This is a genomic window from Pseudochrobactrum sp. Wa41.01b-1 (assembly GCF_019464455.1).
GTDB classification, from domain to species: Bacteria; Pseudomonadota; Alphaproteobacteria; order Rhizobiales; family Rhizobiaceae; genus Pseudochrobactrum; species Pseudochrobactrum saccharolyticum.
This window is the reverse complement of record NZ_CP080493.1, coordinates 1,188,156-1,203,791: the sequence shown is the minus strand read 5'-3', so window position 1 is coordinate 1,203,791 and position 15,636 is coordinate 1,188,156. Positions and strand designations below refer to the sequence as shown.

Annotated in this window: 16 protein-coding genes and 1 tRNA gene; 9 read left to right on the top strand and 8 right to left on the bottom strand. The window is 47.5% G+C overall.

Annotated features, from left to right (window positions below):
* The first annotated feature begins 77 nt into the window (after window positions 1-77).
* The gene (locus K1X45_RS05720; protein WP_220160065.1) at window positions 78-617 is read left to right on the top strand and encodes a hypothetical protein; all 540 of its coding nucleotides are present in this window, start codon (window positions 78-80) and stop codon (window positions 615-617) included.
* An 80-nt stretch (window positions 618-697) separates the two neighbouring features.
* Complete coding sequence (locus K1X45_RS05715; RefSeq protein WP_220160064.1) at window positions 698-991, top strand: DUF6074 family protein; 294 nt, start codon at window positions 698-700, stop codon at window positions 989-991.
* A 102-nt stretch (window positions 992-1,093) separates the two neighbouring features.
* Here the strand turns inward: K1X45_RS05715 and K1X45_RS05710 are convergent, their stop codons facing one another.
* A complete protein-coding gene (locus K1X45_RS05710) occupies window positions 1,094-1,921 on the bottom strand; it encodes an HNH endonuclease (RefSeq protein ID WP_220160063.1) in 828 nt (275 codons plus the stop codon).
* A 254-nt stretch (window positions 1,922-2,175) separates the two neighbouring features.
* On the opposite strand from K1X45_RS05710, the gene K1X45_RS05705 reads away from it, so the two are divergent.
* From K1X45_RS05705 to K1X45_RS05695, 3 genes are all read left to right on the top strand, one after another.
* Window positions 2,176-2,529, top strand: a complete 354-nt coding sequence (locus tag K1X45_RS05705) for an AlpA family transcriptional regulator (RefSeq protein ID WP_220160062.1) — start codon at window positions 2,176-2,178, stop codon at window positions 2,527-2,529.
* Between the two features lie 115 nt (window positions 2,530-2,644).
* Window positions 2,645-3,652: a hypothetical protein gene (locus K1X45_RS05700; RefSeq protein WP_220160061.1), complete on the top strand. Its 1,008-nt coding sequence runs from the start codon at window positions 2,645-2,647 to the stop codon at window positions 3,650-3,652.
* Window positions 3,653-3,982: 330 nt separating this feature from the next.
* Entirely contained in the window at window positions 3,983-4,357 is a 375-nt protein-coding gene (locus tag K1X45_RS05695) for a hypothetical protein (protein ID WP_220160060.1), read from the top strand.
* 3 nt (window positions 4,358-4,360) lie between these two features.
* Here the strand turns inward: K1X45_RS05695 and K1X45_RS15980 are convergent, their stop codons facing one another.
* Entirely contained in the window at window positions 4,361-4,966 is a 606-nt protein-coding gene (locus K1X45_RS15980; protein WP_255560700.1) for an SH3 domain-containing protein, read from the bottom strand.
* 145 nt (window positions 4,967-5,111) lie between these two features.
* The gene (locus K1X45_RS05685; protein ID WP_220160059.1) at window positions 5,112-6,284 is read right to left on the bottom strand and encodes a S1C family serine protease; all 1,173 of its coding nucleotides are present in this window, start codon (window positions 6,282-6,284) and stop codon (window positions 5,112-5,114) included.
* A gap of 321 nt (window positions 6,285-6,605) precedes the next feature.
* Here K1X45_RS05685 and K1X45_RS05680 point away from each other — a divergent pair, with 321 nt between their 5' ends.
* Window positions 6,606-7,016 (top strand): hypothetical protein, encoded by a 411-nt coding sequence (locus tag K1X45_RS05680; RefSeq protein WP_220160058.1) that lies wholly within the window; start codon window positions 6,606-6,608, stop codon window positions 7,014-7,016.
* A gap of 110 nt (window positions 7,017-7,126) precedes the next feature.
* Here K1X45_RS05680 and K1X45_RS05675 read toward each other — a convergent pair whose 3' ends face one another.
* The 4 genes from K1X45_RS05675 to K1X45_RS05660 all read right to left on the bottom strand — a co-directional run bounded on the left by K1X45_RS05675 (window position 7,127) and on the right by K1X45_RS05660 (window position 10,506).
* Window positions 7,127-7,960, bottom strand: coding sequence for a DUF4145 domain-containing protein (locus K1X45_RS05675; RefSeq protein WP_220160057.1), 834 nt, complete (start codon window positions 7,958-7,960; stop codon window positions 7,127-7,129).
* Window positions 7,961-8,363: 403 nt separating this feature from the next.
* A complete protein-coding gene (locus tag K1X45_RS05670; protein WP_220160056.1) occupies window positions 8,364-9,185 on the bottom strand; it encodes a hypothetical protein in 822 nt (273 codons plus the stop codon).
* Window positions 9,186-9,305: 120 nt separating this feature from the next.
* Complete coding sequence (locus K1X45_RS05665; RefSeq protein WP_220160055.1) at window positions 9,306-10,229, bottom strand: hypothetical protein; 924 nt, start codon at window positions 10,227-10,229, stop codon at window positions 9,306-9,308.
* A 200-nt stretch (window positions 10,230-10,429) separates the two neighbouring features.
* Window positions 10,430-10,506: transfer RNA gene (locus tag K1X45_RS05660), tRNA-Met, on the bottom strand.
* Between the two features lie 171 nt (window positions 10,507-10,677).
* On the opposite strand from K1X45_RS05660, the gene K1X45_RS05655 reads away from it, so the two are divergent.
* The 3 genes from K1X45_RS05655 to K1X45_RS05645 all read left to right on the top strand — a co-directional run bounded on the left by K1X45_RS05655 (window position 10,678) and on the right by K1X45_RS05645 (window position 14,384).
* On the top strand, window positions 10,678-11,637 hold the full coding sequence (locus tag K1X45_RS05655; RefSeq protein ID WP_220160054.1) for a Gfo/Idh/MocA family protein: 960 nt from the start codon (window positions 10,678-10,680) through the stop codon (window positions 11,635-11,637).
* A 361-nt stretch (window positions 11,638-11,998) separates the two neighbouring features.
* Window positions 11,999-13,117, top strand: a complete 1,119-nt coding sequence (locus K1X45_RS05650) for a DegT/DnrJ/EryC1/StrS aminotransferase family protein (protein ID WP_213598578.1) — start codon at window positions 11,999-12,001, stop codon at window positions 13,115-13,117.
* A 178-nt stretch (window positions 13,118-13,295) separates the two neighbouring features.
* On the top strand, window positions 13,296-14,384 hold the full coding sequence (locus K1X45_RS05645) for a siderophore-interacting protein (protein ID WP_220160053.1): 1,089 nt from the start codon (window positions 13,296-13,298) through the stop codon (window positions 14,382-14,384).
* 97 nt (window positions 14,385-14,481) lie between these two features.
* Here the strand turns inward: K1X45_RS05645 and K1X45_RS05640 are convergent, their stop codons facing one another.
* Window positions 14,482-15,441 (bottom strand): hypothetical protein, encoded by a 960-nt coding sequence (locus K1X45_RS05640; protein WP_220160052.1) that lies wholly within the window; start codon window positions 15,439-15,441, stop codon window positions 14,482-14,484.
* Window positions 15,442-15,636: the final 195 nt, after the last annotated feature.

Here is a 15,636-nt window from a genome sequence, read left to right as displayed (position 1 = left end):
CATCTTGCTCTTGCCGATTGGCATCATAGACAGGCCACCCACTGTGCCAAGGCCGCGCAGGCTAGAAAGAGGTCTGCATGACCAGAAAGCACAACAATAAAGGCCGTAGCACATCTGATGGGCGTTACTTTCAAATGTATGAGTGGTTCATGAGAACGGCTGCATGGCAGTATGCGACAGTCTATGAAAAGGCACTCTATATTGAGATCAAGCGGCGGTATAACGGTAAAAATAATGGTGATATTTCAATGTCGCATCGAGAAGCGCAGGATTTATTGCAATGCAGCAATCGCCCGATCAGTGCAGCTTTCGCCGGACTTCAAGAAAAAGGATTAATCAAAGCCACAGTTAAAGGAGCGTTTGACTGGAAAGTTGCTCGTACCGGTTACGGAAGCGGAAGGGCAACGCGATGGGAATTGACTGAGTTGCCGCGTGATGTACCGATGAAAGTTTTGTCTGGAGGTTCCAAGGAATTTATGTCTTGGCAGCCGCCGATAGAAAAAACACCGGTACGCTTAGAGCATACCAATGGTACGCCCACAGCACACCATTTCGAAAACAAGGTATGCTTAGAGCATACCATTAACGCCGGAGCGTATGCTTATGGCACACCATAATCCTGAATTTCATGCTCTCATCGTATGCTTAGAGCATACAGTATTAGTTACCATGTATGGTGGTCTTGGGAGGCTTCTACATGTCTCGTTCTAAACTTCCTCTTTTGGACTGGCAGCCAGAGCCTAAGGTATTGGTATTTCCCCTCGATGCCAGAATTGGAAAGGTGCGGCGTACTGCCTCTCTGCTTTTCAAAAAACAAGGTGAGGATGCAGATTTGTACTGGAAGCAGGTCATTGCTGCTAACCGCAAGCACCTGATCCGAATTGGTCTGACGGCCGAGCAGCAGCATGAACAGCTTTCGGGGTTTTCACATGCGGTTCAACGTGAGTTAAGTTTGATCGCATCCGTTCCTAGTGGTGGAGGGGCGGCATAATCAGTTCTTACTGTAGCAGGTAGCAGAACGGTGGTTCGTTTAGACTGGGGTATTATCCCCCAGTCAGGAAACAGAAGCTCATATTCTCATATGGCAAACCTATTATACGGGGCGACCAGCAACGTGGCGCCGATGATGTGCCAGATGGTCAGTATGAGGGCAATCTGCCGGATTTAATGGGGAGCGTAATCTGCGGCCGTTTAGATATTCATACTCGCTACCTGATAGGCGCTCAACGAGCTGAATGATGCCATGTGGATCTACATAAACTAAACCTTTGTCGAAAAGAGTATGCAAGTCAGCTCGGAGTAATAGTCCATTGTCTATACGGTTTGTGTGCGCACCGCGGTAAGGATAGATGTGGGCAGCTTCTAAAATTTCAGCAACGGCACATCCAGTAATGGCGCACTTGCCTTCATAGGCTTTAAGCAGAGCATTGCGGAACTCATGTTGACCTTCGCGAAGTGCTATCGCCCTTAGTTCCCTGACGCGTGCATCAAACTCATCTTCAATTGCCGGTTTGCCTTCTAAAGAAATCTGCCTGTGTGCTTCCTCTAGAGCACAGCTAATTGAACTGATTTGGACTGCTTTCCAGATGCCTTCAGAGTCGGGGCGGATATCCCAGATGCCGTGTTTTGAACGATCATATTCGACATATGTTATCTCGTTCAAATATTGTTCACGAAAAAGAACATCCTTTATGTTCGGATGGTCGCTTCGGAAATTTTTTCTGCCTTTATCGTAATGCCGGCGGTTATGATCATTTACGCATAAAAGACTGGCATTTTCACGAACGTCGGTATGGTTCTCGTCAGGGTATTTCTCTCCTAACCAGCGAGTTAAATCTTTGATATTTGCTCTGCCATTCAACGCTACAACAGCATCATATACATGCCAGTACTTCCAGTTTCCACGATTAGATCTGTCCATGATAAGCTTCTCTCAAGACGATAGAACTTCGGTAGGTGATGCAGCAACTGTCTCAGTTAGCGCTGGCCGTCGCTGATGCACTAGCTATGTAAACTGCTTAGCGAAACCGCTCTAGATCGAATTGCAGCAATAGTATTTATTTTGTTGTCTTTAATTCCTTATCTCTTTGTTATTAGTTGATAAATTGATGATTTTTATCTTCTGTGCTATTGTCTTGGATAAGTAAAAATCGGTGGACTTACAAGGATATTGCTGTGAAAAATATTGCGCCACACTTATTTACTGCCGCTGAACGTATTCTAGGTAGCGAATGGCACCCTTTCGCTAAAGAGGATGACTTTGTCTGTGCTGTTGCTATTGCATATGAAGCAGTTGGTTTTGGATCATCTAACGCTGAAATCTTAAAGCGTGCGGAAGCTGTATTTGCAAAAATGCAGGCAAATGCAGTACCTTCGGCCGAACCTGAGCCGCTTTTAACCCCGCAACAAGCGGCCTCGGTAGCACGAATATCTGAGCGGACACTTTGGCGATGGGTACGGGAGAGGGACATATCCATCAAAGTTGGTGGCAGGTTATGGGTGAATAAGCGAAGACTATTTGGACAATAAAAGCAGCCTTCGGGTTGTTTTTCTTTCTCTGGCAGTCAATGGCGTATTCTGTCAGACGATCTCGCAATGTGCTCCTGCTACGGTTTGGTAAAGAACAACCGGTGGAGACAATGTTATGAGTTTCTTAAAAGCCCGACAAGTTTTGTCAGATACCGTTGCAAATCTAAATGCAGCATTCGATGTCTCTGGGGGGATTAATTCCTCTGCTGTTGCTGGTTCGACCGGATTGCCTGATATGGCGGCCGAAAAACTTCGTCGCGCGCGTGCTGATCGTGAGGATGCCCACATTCTCTATCTTCGCGCCTCGGATGTTGAGCGTGAAGCCCGTACCGACTTATTAGGCGCACAGAGTGTAGCAAACAGGCAGCTAGAGGCACCCAGAGGCTATTCGTTTGATGCTGGTACTGTCGCAAAGCCTGCTGCAGACGATAAACTCACCGCGCGTATAATGGCGCCGGTACATAAGGCTGAGAGTGCTCTAAAAGCCGCTGTATCTGATAAAGAAAGAGCAGCAGAGCGTTATTCTTCGTATGATTATGTACCAGTAGTCGAGGAATGGCTTTCTCGTTTCGGTGGCCATAGCAGTTTCCAAGAAGTTGAGACCATTAAGCCCACCGTTAAGGGTGACATTTATGCAGCGGTTCTTTCAATTCGGTCTGAAATTGCGAAGTTGACTGAGGAGATAGCACAGATTGAAGCTGCTCCTACGCCGGCCGAAGTACTGCGTTCTCAAGCTTACGCCGAAATTGATAATGTGGCAGAGCAAGGTGCATTAACAATTCATCCACAATCCCGCAGTGGTACACCGTTACGCCTTAGTGAAAAGATGCTCATACGCACGGGCAACAATGGCGCAATTATAGGCGATGCCGGTAGTGATATTTGGGCTTGGCTTCTGCGCGATCAATTAAAAGCCAAGGTTGATCAGATGATTGCCGATCTTGATCTTAATGGTGCGATGACCGTGGACGAGCAGGATACAGCGACACGCGCGATTGCACATAAACGTCTAGAACTTGAACGTCAGGAAGAAGCTCTCATTGTAGCTGCTGAAGTTAGTGGACGACCAGTTACCCGCCGTGTTGATCTCGATCCACGCGCCTTTCTCGGTATTGATGCCTAATCTAATCGTCTGGAAAACGGGTTTCCATCCCAGCAGTCCCCAGACGTAGCGAGGCGAGTGAGACCGCGCCCTTACTCGCCTCGATTAGTACAACAACAAGCTTGTCCATTTGTGCAATAGAGCGGCCTGTACAGGCGCGGAATGGTTCATGGCAGATAAGTCATTAGTTTACCTCTGCCGCTCTGTGCGCCTCTGCATTGCAACGTCAAGGGGCAAAGAAAAGGTACCTTACTCCATAGGCAAGCTGTGCGGTCACGCTGCACCCCTGAATATGAGCGTTTTCCAAATTTGGAAAATCGGAGTTTGCTTTGCATTTTGAGGAAAATCGAAATGGCAAAAAAGGCCACAACATCTTCGACCTCGTCCGCAATCATCGACCTTACGGGTGAAGAAATGCTGTCAACGAGTGGGGCATCTCCACTGTTGGGTATTACATCTCAATGGCTTCGTCAGCTATCGGCGAATGGTTATATCCCCGTGGCAATCAAGGGAAAGTACCCACTGGTTGCTGTTGTACAAGGTTATGTCCGCTCCCTTAAAGACGAGGAACGAAGGTCATCTAAAGCAGCAGCCGACAGCGGCCTTAAGGCCGCACGGCAAAGAGAGGTCGAACTCCGGATCGGGAAAGAGGAAGGTCGTATCGTTGAAATAGACGATGTTGAGCGCCGACATTGTGGTAAAATAGTGTGCGATAGTGGAAAATAGCGCTTAAAAATAACACTGCGGATTTCTTCCTCCGGGCTTGCTGTACGCACTATTACCCCCACAGCGCCTACCATTGCGCATTAGATCATAGGGACAGTCACATGTTCCAACATATGGCCGACGAGTTGGCTGACCTGCACGGCTCTGTCTGACTGGTGCGGTTGCTTGAACAGGCAGATTTCTTGTTGTAGTCGGTGCTGGTCGAATAACGGGTTTTTCGCTGGTAAGAAGGCTGCTGCTTATCCAGCCTGTACGGTTGCGGTATTCAATGCTGTACCAATCACCGCGAACATTAAGAACTTTCACCAACTGTCCTTTATCAATCACTGTGATGATTTGGGATTTAGTTGAGGCTTCCGCCCTCATATTGGCACGCTGTGCCGTGTATAGACTGGCACCAATGAACGGCGATGGTTTTGCGACTGGTGGCGGGGTGTTTGTTGACCGCTGCGTTTGCTGAGGCTGGATAAGGCCAAAAGCCTGCTGTGTGTTTTCAGAAACGGTGTTTTGAGGTGTTGATGTAGACGGGGCGGATTTATCATCCTTGCCGCCTGCAAGATAACCAATGCCTATAAAAGCAATAACAAGCCAAAGACTTGGTTTTTTCATGAGCTTCCCCCATTCGCTCAAACCGAAGTCTTATTGTTCAGAGTCGTTTAATAAAAGCTCTAGTTATAAAGTCTAATATGTTTTTCTTTTTTAGTAGAAAGGCGTTGCTTTAGTGCTAGTGAGTACGCATCAAATTAAATGATGATTACTTCCGTGCTTTTCCACCTTCAGCAATGATTTTGCCGTTCTGCACATCAATAACATAATAGAAACTGGCAGTTCCGCTGGCTTCTTTATTGCGTTTAGGGCTGCGAACGTACCAGTCATATTCCCCTGTGACGGCGCATGTCTCATCTTCACACAGCACGCGGATCGTGTTTTCATGTACATAGCTTTTTCTGATCGGCCAGCGATCAAAATACTTACGTTTGTCTTGCATGACCTGTCGATGCGTCAGAGGTTTACCAAAAAAATCGACGTGACTTGAATAGAGCTTGTCAGCAATACGTAGAGCTGTTGTGGCATTATTGTTGCTGTTAATCATCAGCGTTACCAACTCCACTATCGTTTCGTCCATGGTGTTGGTGTTACGTTTAGGTGCGACAGGCGCGGGCGCTTCCACCTGCCTGCGGGTTTCAAACGCAGGTGCTTCGGATGTTTTAACTGGACTATCTGCATAGCAGGCGATCTGGAAAACTGACTTGGAAACCTTTTCTGCAAGATCAGCAGAAGATAAAGGTACATTGTCCGTGCTTTCATCCTTCGTGTAGGTGATATTTCTGGACTGCAGGAAAAGCTCAAGAATACTGCTCTTAATTGCAAAGTTCACGTTTTGCGGGATGCTACCACTACGCTTAATAGCATAATCATCATTTAGACGGGCGGAATTGATCCCAACCAGATAACCGCTCCTATCCACAAGCGGCCCCCCAGAATTGCCAGGCTGGATCGGTGTGGAGATTTGCAAATAGCGAGTATCATTCTCAAGGCCAATGAGAGAATTGATATTCCCCATCGTGATTTTTATTCCATCAGATAAAATCTGCGAAAGAGGGTAGCCAAGTGCTGCAACGTCTTCGCCTAAACGTGATGGTGTTTTACGCAGTTTCAAAGGCGCTGAAGTGGAGGGAGATGGTTTAAAGCGTAAAACTGCAAGGTCATTCTGTTTATCCAGCTGAATGTCAGACGCCTTACCAAAAGAGGACACCTCTACGTAGCTGCAGCCTTCAACAACATGGGCATTAGTTACAACCCATCCTTCTTTGGAAATTAGAAAGCCAGTGCCTGTCCCCGTTTGCTCAGCAGCTTCGGCGGGTTGATTGAATACCGCTGCTCCTCCAGCTGTCGCTACAATAACCAATGCATGCCATAAACGCATAAATCATCCCCCCGATAAGTCATACAAGTCTATAAGCATGGGGCTATCTTTGAGTCCATGCCGCTTATGTATTGTTGATAATACTATGCAGGGTTTTATTTGTAGTGATTTTGATAGCTATCAGTTTTTTGCAGAGCAGGAGAAGTAACCTTAGTCTGGGCAAAAAAAGTTGATACAACGCTGATTGCAGGGCATTTATTTTATGCTGATAACAGCATTATAGCAGCGTGAATTTATGCTCGGCCGGATGAATATTGAGTGCTGAAACTGTCTGAAAATGCTAGGAATAATATTACCTGAATTCAGACTAAGAGGTGCTTTATGGCTAAAGGTCGTCTTGATAGTACAATGGATCAATTGGGCGTTAAACTGGTGCCAACGTACCGGCGCAGGGCCCGCGGCCAGAGCCATGCACGGGGAACCATGAAAGCCATACGGGATGCACACGGCGAGGGGCATTTAATCTTTGTAGTGCGCACCATCAAACAAAGCGCCGGCAATATTGATGAGCTTTGGTCTGAAACCATCGGAGCGGTATCAGACATAGTGCTGCAGCGCCCAGATTGGGCAGAGAGGCGCGCCGGTGATTTTATGGCAGCATTTGACAAGGTCGATCTTGCATCGCTTCGTGGCCGTGCTCTGGCGCTTAGGCCTTGGCCTGTACGCGGGACACTGCGGACGCTGATATTGTCAGAACTTGAAAGATTGCTAGTACCAGCATGTACAGCATAAATCATTCCACAGGTAGTTAAAAAACCCGGAGCTGTAAAACGCCCAACAACCTATGGTCACGAGAAAGCTCACCACAGGGAAACTTCGAAGGATTTAGAAGGTATGGCGGCTTAAACGTTATGGGATTCAGAGCGGTGATCCTGTTCAACTTCGTTCGGTATCTTTGAGGTGGCTTTGCGGGGTGCAGTAGAAGACTTGTTTGCCTTGCTCTTAGGTTTGCGGGGGGGCACTTTTTGCTTGACCTTTGCAACATTCTCGTCAGTAGCTTTTTTCTTAGCAGGGAGGATAAATGAGTCATGAATGAAATCTTCAAGAATATCCATGAGCGTGTTCAAGTCTTCAATATGAGGTAGCCACCCTCTATGCGCTGAAGCACCTCCCGCATTAATAACAACTTCGAGATGATCTTTTTGTGAGTTAGTAATTAGTTTTTTATCTACCATTTCTTGGAGTTTTTTATTGAATGGTAGCTCAGTATCTATACCAAGAATTTCTGAGGCAATGTCAAATACAGTTCGTGTCCCAATGCCTGCAAGAACATTTAAGTCACCATCTAGTGCCTCATAAACTTCCGTTAAACACTTCTGTAGATCGATAGATCTGTCGTGATTGTTTTGATAGCTTATTTCTTCGAGCCAGACTGGGCGCTCTCGTTTGAATGGAGCAGGCCATCTGCGAATGGTTTCATCTGGTGCAAATACTGGATTCCCTTCATAATCTACATCTATGACATCATAAGACTCGGAGTCACCTGATACGGACTGAAAAAAAACGTGTTCACAACCACAGCAAATTAGTAAGTACCAATCGCGCCACCACGAAATTCCGGAGCGTTGGTCGCTTTCGTTCACACTATGATGTCCCTTAACTTCACAGTTACGGTCACCTTTACAGCTGGCGCAGAATGCTTTTAATTTAGTTCCAATTCGGCTTTTAGTAGACATTGTTTCCCCACAATTTTCGGCAAGCTGGCAGAAGCAAGACAGGCGGTCAATGGTGCCCCCAAATTTGGGGTCTCATCATAATAACCTTGTCTGGCTTCCGGTAATGGAGGTTATCGGAAGTCAGGAATAACGGTGGATTAGACTTTTCCTCAAGTATGGATTGGCTTATTTCAATCGTACGATTTAAGCAAAAGGTTGGGAAGGCGATATTGCTTACGTATTGGGCAGCATTTGATCAGATTGATCTTGCTGCGCTCCGTGGTCGCGCTCTGGCACTCAGTCCGTGGCCGGTACATGGAAAACGGCGCACACTGATACTTTCAGAGGTAGAGCTACAACTTAAACAAGTGTATATTGGATAAACGGGTAGCTTAATAATTCGTTTGAATCCTCATATTACTGCCTAACTATTGTTAGTAACTATGTGATTGGAAACAATGGTAGTTTCCGGCCAGTGTGAGGGGCGCGGTATTGGGGAGGGCTGAAGTGATTTATTATCAATTTGCGTGGCCGGAACGGTCAGACTAAAATAGTATTGTATGCCGAAGAGCAATGAACCGCTAAGGCCTACAGAGAGAGCAACACTGAGGATTGACAAGAGCCATTTTATTGATTTTCGAGGTTGTGATTTACCATCAACAATCAAAATTCTACTAATACGTAGCCAGAAGACTTTAGCTTCATCTAAATAGGTAGGGGAGCCATCTAAACTGGTAACATGCATGTAGGAAGTGAAGTATTTCCAGTGCTTCTTCGGTAGCCTTTTCTTGTTTAAATTAGCAGCGTCATTAATTACGTCTAATATAATGACGCTTTCAATGGGGCGCAAATTTTCTGTTTTTGAAGGGTAGAGGAGGCAGTAAACTGATCCTGTATCTGTTCTTTCGTAGAATAGACGAGCTCCATCACTGACAAGTAATCTTTTTTTAGTGCCTGCAAACATATTATCTGGGTCTGCGAACTCTGTAATTTGTTCGTACGGGGTAGCCCCATATTTAATTTCTACAATCCGCTCATCAAAACCGCCCATTGCCCCGCCTTTTGCAACTATAAGGCCGTGATTATTTTCGAGCGCAATTTGTCCGGGCGTGTTAGCGGCAAATTCTTTGAATGTTTTTTCAGCAGAAAGCGCAAACTCCTTGAAACGTTCATTCCTTACGTTCCGAAGGTTTTTTCCGTCTTGTCTTCGCCCAATTACTTTGTGGATTAATTGATTGATTTTCAAATCATCCCCTATTCTGCGCTCCGAGCCAAGCTTTGCTCATAACGGTGTTCATGGTTGTTTTTGTTTATTGGCAGAAGCGTTATAGAGGGCAAAATCTTACTTGCCCTTATCGAGCTATATCTATTTTTTCTCAGAGTTCATCAAGGCAACAACAATATTTTTTTTACCAATCAAAACTTCGAGTTCACGAAACTTCCAATAAGTTGCATCAATGAGCATCGCTTTTTTCTTAAATTTATAAGCGTCGGAAAGTGGTTTATGATCTTCGCTTAGGTGTTTTAGGCATTCTGAGAGTGATGTTGCAGCTTTTTGGTCTGACCAGCTCCAAAAAAAACCATCCTTAATCGGTGTATTCTCTACTAGCTGTATTGCTTTGATTGACCCGGCTAATATTTCTTTTAAAAGATCCCTAAAATTCTCATGTGAGCGATGGTTTAGTTTGAATATTGTGTCATCGCCGTTTGTCGAGAGCTGTATTGCAGACTGTTCTTTTGTTGTCTTCGTTTGGTAGATGCTCAGTTCCTCGATGTCATAGCACATATCTAAAGCCACAGTTATTTTAGCATCAAACTCATGGTCAGCCTCTTTTTGCTCTCGAAGCAGTTGTTCTTTTTTAAGAATTTCAGTTTGCTCGCTGAATAGTCGTGTTGAGGCTCTTGTTTCGGCAACTTGCTCTTTCATAACGGCACGAGTGTCCGTTAACTCTTCCCGTTGCGCTTTTAACTCTTGAGATTGAATGTACACGGCACCAGCGAGCCAGAGGAAAGCAATCGGAGCAAAGGCGCCAGCAAGTGAATCACCCAATTCATTGATAGTGATGCAGCTAAGAAAACGCTCAAAGATACCCAGTTCTGGGACTTTTATATTATGCGGAAAAAACTGGCCAAACCATTGTGGCATTATTGAAGCATCTGGCGCACAGGTTTTTGTTTCTGCTAAAAGGAAAAGAAAGACAATAAAGTAAGCAAGGCTAGTTCCGATCAACACAAGAAAAGCTCTGTTTCTTCGTGCGCCTTTTTTATTAATGCCATGACTGCCAGACATCGATATGCCCTACGGTTGGTAAAAGTTAGCCCAAATAATCTAACGTCACCATGTTGCATTGCATGTTGCATGGAATCGCCGTGGCTGTGTGTAACTATTTGAAATTTAACGAATCTAGTTTGCAGCACAATGCGACATAAAATCTATACGATGTTCTGTATTTGTTTTTAATAATTATTTGATTTTATTGGGAAATTTGTTGGTAGCGGAGGACGGATTCGAACCGCCGACACAAGGATTATGATTCCTCTGCTCTAACCTACTGAGCTACTCCGCCCCACGATGCTTCAGAGCTTTTCAGCTGCTTCGCGAAGCAATGTTCTCGTTGGGAACGGGGGTCGTATAAGTCGGTATGCGCATAGCTGTCAAGCACTGTTATGCATTAATCGGTATTGAAATCCAACTTTTGCAAAGTTATTGAGTTTTCAACAAGCAAAGGCAGGAAAATATGGCACCGCGTATCGCAGTTCTCGGTTGTGGCTATTGGGGCAACAATCATATCCGCACTCTTAAAGGTCTGGGCGCACTCGTTGCTGTCAGCGATATTGATCCGGCACGCTCCGCAAAATTTGCTGCGGATTATGATGTGGCGCAAATCAGTGTTGATGATCTTTTTGTTTCAAAAGACATTGATGCGATTGTTATGGCGCTACCTGCGCAGTTCCATGCGCAATATGCCATCCGCGCTGTTGAAAACGGCAAGGATGTGCTGGTTGAAAAGCCGATCGCTCTGACTGTTGCCGATGGTGAGGCTGCAATACAGGCGGCTCAGAAACATGGCCGTGTGTTTATGGTTGGCCATATTCTGCGCTTCCATCCGGCATTTGAGAAATTGCTGGAACTGGCACAAAGCAGTGAACTCGGCAAAATCGGCTATATTCAGGCGCATCGCATTGGTCTTGGCAAATTCCACGGCCAGAATGATGCTCTGTGGGATCTCGCACCGCATGATTTGTCGATGATTCTGGCGCTGACCGGCTCTGAACCTACTGAGGTGCGTGGTGAAGGTGCGGCAATGATCGATCATTTGAGCGATTTTGCACATCTGCATATGGAATTCCCGAATGGTATTCGCAGTCATTTGTTTGCGTCACGCCTGAACCCGATCATGGATCGCCGTCTTGCGGTTGTCGGCGACAAGGCGATGGCTGTTTTTGACGATGCTGAGCCGTGGGAACGCAAGCTGACCCTGTATCGTCATAAGGTCTGGCAGGAAAACGGGCAGATCGCATTCACCAAGGCTGATCCGGAATATGTGCCGGTACAGGAAGGCATGCCGCTGACCCGCGAGCTGGAACATTTCATCCATTGCATTGAAACGCGTGAAACACCGCGCACCAATGGTGAAGAAGCTGTGAGTGTGTTGCGGATTTTGACCAAAGGCACTGTGAACCATCCGGTTCGCTAACCGGAATCACAGATATTTGAGATATCCGGCTCTTTGTCATGCTGACGGTACTGATAGATTGGCCCATAGTCTGAGGGGCTGAACGGGATAATCAGACTGTATCCATGTGGACAGACTGCAGGATGCGAATAAAACAACGCGATTGAGCGGCTTTTCTGGTATAAGCACCGGCGAGCCGGTCTTCGCGACTGCTGTGCGGAACAAGGGAGACGCGATGTTCCGCCATTGCTTCAAGCTGTGTTACATTGTTTGCCAAACAGTGAAGAATGCACCATGGCGAAGTCTCTTATGAGGGACTACATACTACTCGATTCGCGGGTGTGCGCGTGCATGATGCGGATCAATTGATATTGGAGCCGACATGCAATTCATTGATCTTGTGAGCCAGCGCGCTCGCATTGAAGACCGTCTTAACGCTGCTGTTCTTAAAGTGGTCGCGGAAGGCAAGTATATTCTCGGACCTGAAGTTGCTGAGTTTGAGAAGCAGCTTGCCGATTATGTTGGCGTCAAACATGTTCTGGCCTGTGCCAATGGTACAGACGCATTGCAGATGCCGCTGATGGCTATGGGCGTCGGCCCCGGCGATGCAGTTTTCTGCCCGAGCTTTACCTTTGCAGCAACCGCTGAAGTGGTCGCGCTGGTTGGTGCGGAAGCGGTTTTTGTGGATGTCGAGGAAGACACCTACAATATGAATGTGGAACAGTTGCAGGCTGCTATTGATGCAGTGCGCAAGGAAGGCCGTCTGACACCAAAGGCGATCATTCCGGTTGATCTGTTCGGTCTGCCTGCTGATTACCGTGCCATTATGGCAATTGCTGATAAAGAAGGCCTCAAGGTTATTTCCGATGCTGCCCAGTCGATCGGCGGCAAGCGCGACAATGCGATGTGCGGTTCTTTCGGTCATGTCGGTGCAACCAGCTTCTACCCTGCCAAGCCTCTCGGCTGCTATGGCGACGGCGGCGCAATCTTTACCAATGATGACGAGCTGAACGATGTTCTGCGCTCCATCCATTTCCACGGTAAAGGCGAAACCCAGTATGACAATGTGCGCATTGGTCTGAACTCCCGTCTGGATACAATTCAGGCTGCGGTTCTGCTGGAAAAAATGGCTATTCTCGAAGACGAAATGGAAACCCGTCAGAAGGTTGCCAATCGTTATGCCGAAGGTCTGGGTGACATTGTTAAAGTAACCCGTCCGGCTGCCGGTATCCGTTCCGCATGGGCGCAATATTCGATTGAAACCGAACGCCGCGATGAGCTGAAAGCCCATCTGCAGGCGAAGGGGATTCCTTCGGTTATCTATTATGTGAAGCCGCTGCATCTGCAGACTGCTTATAAGCATTATATGGTTGCACCAGGTGGTCTGCCGGTGTCTGAAGCTCTGCCTTCACGCATTCTCAGCCTGCCGATGCATGCTTACCTCTCCGAGGAAGATCAGGAACGCGTTATCGCTGCGATTCGTGAGTTCCACGGTAAATAACCGGAATTTTTCGGTTTCAGTTATGATCTTAAAGGCCGGATGGAAACATCCGGCCTTTTTGCTTTTTCAGACGGGCAGTCAGTGTGACTGCAAATTAAAATATGAATTGAAAATTCATATTATCGGGTGTTAGCTGCAGATAACCCGCCGGTTTTAACCGGCAGAGACTGCAGGAGAGATGATGAATAAGCCTGTATTTATTGCACAAACGGAAGTTTCCTCCGCGCAGGCAGAGATAATTTTCGAAAATCTGCTACGTGTTTATGGTGAACATTATGCCGTGGTGCGCACAGGGAATGAAGGTACAATTCCGCTGCTGATGGGTGTGGCAAAACTCAGGCTGGAACAGGAGCGTTTTACCGTAACCGCCGAGGCTGCCAATGAAAGCGATCTGTCTTATCTGAAATTTGCTGTCGCGGAAGGCATCGTCCACCATGCGGGTGCCGAAACTGTGAGCTTCCGCTGGGAAGGCGATGGCGCAGGCGAGGGCAGTCTGCCACCGTTTTTCCGTGAAATGAAGGTCATTGCCGTGCGCAATATTACGCCGCATATGCGCCGGATCAGATTGCAGGGCGATGATCTGGGGCGTTATGCCAGCGGCGGGCTTCATATCCGCCTGATATTGCCGCCTAAACCGCCGCTCAAGCCGAAATGGCCGCATCTGGGTGCTGACGGTCGTCCGGTCTGGCCGGATGGTGAGCACCGTCTGCAAAATCGTGTCTATACAATCCGGACCATTGATGTTGAGCAGGGCTGGGTTGATATTGATATGGTCGTGCATCCCAGCACGGTTGAAGCACCGGGAACAGAATGGGCCATGCAGGCGCAGACCGGTGATATTATCGGCATGACCGGCCCCGGTGGCGGGGATATGCCTGCGGGTGATGATTTTATTCTGGTCGGCGATGAGACTGCCTTACCCGCTATTTCCCGTATTCTGGAAAGACTGCCGGCGACGGCATCGGCAATCGTGCGTATTGAAGTAACTGACAGTGCGGAAGAGCAGCTACTGGAAACTCGGGCACAGCTTGATCTGAAATGGCTGCATCGTAATGGTGCGGAAGCCGGAACGACAACGCTGCTGATCGATGCGGTAAAACAGGCCATGCCGGCGCAAAGCGAAGGGCGCCGGTTGTTTGCATGGGCTGGCTGTGAGTTCGATGCTTTTAAAGCTATTCGCGGCTTCTGGCGTAAAGAATGCGGCCTGAAACGCGATGACCACATGGCGGTTGCCTATTGGCGGCGTGGCGTTGTGGACGATCATTAAGCGGATGGTTCTGGCTTGGTTTATGTGATTTTGAGGAAAGCTACTGCCAAATATGAGGGCGACCTGTGTGCCAGATCCGGCACACGACGCTCTCAGGTCAGGCCGTGATCTTTTTAATGCGTCCGGCCAGACTTTTCTGTTTTGATGCTTTTGCTTTTTTGGTGTTTTTAGTTGGAGCAGCCGGTTCCGTATCCGGCTCTTTCAGCAATGTGTGGATAGGGGAGGTTTCACCTTCCTGAGCAGCTGTTCTGGCAACCATTTCAGCAGCGAGATCGCTGATGGTTTCCCGTAGCTGATTATCTTCATCACTCAGCGTCCGGCTTTCATTCTCAGCGGATTTTTTGCCGGAGCGCATGGTTTTGCTCTGTCGTTCGAGTTTTTCCTGCGCATCAGAGAGTTCTGAAATCAGACGATGCAGTTTCTCCTCAAGCGCCTGATTACGCTGTTTCTCGCTTTCAAGAGATGTTTTCAATGATGCCACCTGAGAAGCCAGTTCTGACTTCAAGCTGTTAAGTTGTTTCTTTTCCTGCCGCAGGTCGCCTGCCTCACGCCGCAACCGGTCTGCTTCGCTTTCACGACGGGAGACCTCTTCACGCAGCGTATCACTGAGATGGCTCAGGGCTTCGTTTTGGCGTTGCATCCGGCCGTTTTCGTCAAATGCCGCCTGCTGTTTCTGCTGAAGCTTTTTCATCTGCTCCTGCGCAGCGTTTAAAGTCTGCCGGTCGTCTTTCTGCTGTATTCTGGCAATTTCAAGCTCCTGCTGCAAAGGCAGAATCTTCTCAATTTCATGACGATCCGCGCTGATTTTCAACAATGCCTGAGTGTGCTTCTCGCGGATTTCCAAGACCTGCATTTCCGCTTTACGGAGCGCGGCCGCATGGGATGCACGCAGCATATCCCTGTCTGCTTCAATAGCTGTCAGCGAAAGCGGCAGCTGGGCATTCATCTGTTTTTGCCACAGATAATTCGCGCGTCGCCAGAACAATGGCGCTGCCAGCAAAATCAGAAAGACTGCGCATAAAAAGCCCAGCAGGAAAACCAGTACGGATTGTATCACGATCTGCCGATCTCCGGTGCTTTCAGATTATGACATGAATGCATGAAATTTAAATCATTCAGAGTGAATCCGGTATGATTTAACCGGATTGCCGCTCTGTCCTTTGACTGAATGGGCATCAGATCCGCAAAATATACGGGATGCGCCTGTAAAAGAGAGAATTTTCCAATTCTCTCTCCGGTCATATGTCTGCGA

What these genes read in the sequence shown, in the direction of transcription:
- K1X45_RS05720 (WP_220160065.1), top strand. Translation starts at nt 78, where the DNA reads ATGACCAGAAAGCACAACAATAAAGGCCGTAGCACATCTGATGGGCGT.
- K1X45_RS05715 (WP_220160064.1), top strand. Translation starts at nt 698, where the DNA reads ATGTCTCGTTCTAAACTTCCTCTTTTGGACTGGCAGCCAGAGCCTAAG.
- K1X45_RS05710 (WP_220160063.1), bottom strand. Translation starts at nt 1,921, where the DNA reads ATGGACAGATCTAATCGTGGAAACTGGAAGTACTGGCATGTATATGAT.
- K1X45_RS05700 (WP_220160061.1), top strand. Translation starts at nt 2,645, where the DNA reads ATGAGTTTCTTAAAAGCCCGACAAGTTTTGTCAGATACCGTTGCAAAT.
- K1X45_RS05695 (WP_220160060.1), top strand. Translation starts at nt 3,983, where the DNA reads ATGGCAAAAAAGGCCACAACATCTTCGACCTCGTCCGCAATCATCGAC.
- K1X45_RS15980 (WP_255560700.1), bottom strand. Translation starts at nt 4,966, where the DNA reads ATGAAAAAACCAAGTCTTTGGCTTGTTATTGCTTTTATAGGCATTGGT.
- K1X45_RS05685 (WP_220160059.1), bottom strand. Translation starts at nt 6,284, where the DNA reads ATGCGTTTATGGCATGCATTGGTTATTGTAGCGACAGCTGGAGGAGCA.
- K1X45_RS05680 (WP_220160058.1), top strand. Translation starts at nt 6,606, where the DNA reads ATGGCTAAAGGTCGTCTTGATAGTACAATGGATCAATTGGGCGTTAAA.
- K1X45_RS05675 (WP_220160057.1), bottom strand. Translation starts at nt 7,960, where the DNA reads ATGTCTACTAAAAGCCGAATTGGAACTAAATTAAAAGCATTCTGCGCC.
- K1X45_RS05665 (WP_220160055.1), bottom strand. Translation starts at nt 10,229, where the DNA reads ATGTCTGGCAGTCATGGCATTAATAAAAAAGGCGCACGAAGAAACAGA.
- K1X45_RS05655 (WP_220160054.1), top strand. Translation starts at nt 10,678, where the DNA reads ATGGCACCGCGTATCGCAGTTCTCGGTTGTGGCTATTGGGGCAACAAT.
- K1X45_RS05650 (WP_213598578.1), top strand. Translation starts at nt 11,999, where the DNA reads ATGCAATTCATTGATCTTGTGAGCCAGCGCGCTCGCATTGAAGACCGT.
- K1X45_RS05645 (WP_220160053.1), top strand. Translation starts at nt 13,296, where the DNA reads ATGATGAATAAGCCTGTATTTATTGCACAAACGGAAGTTTCCTCCGCG.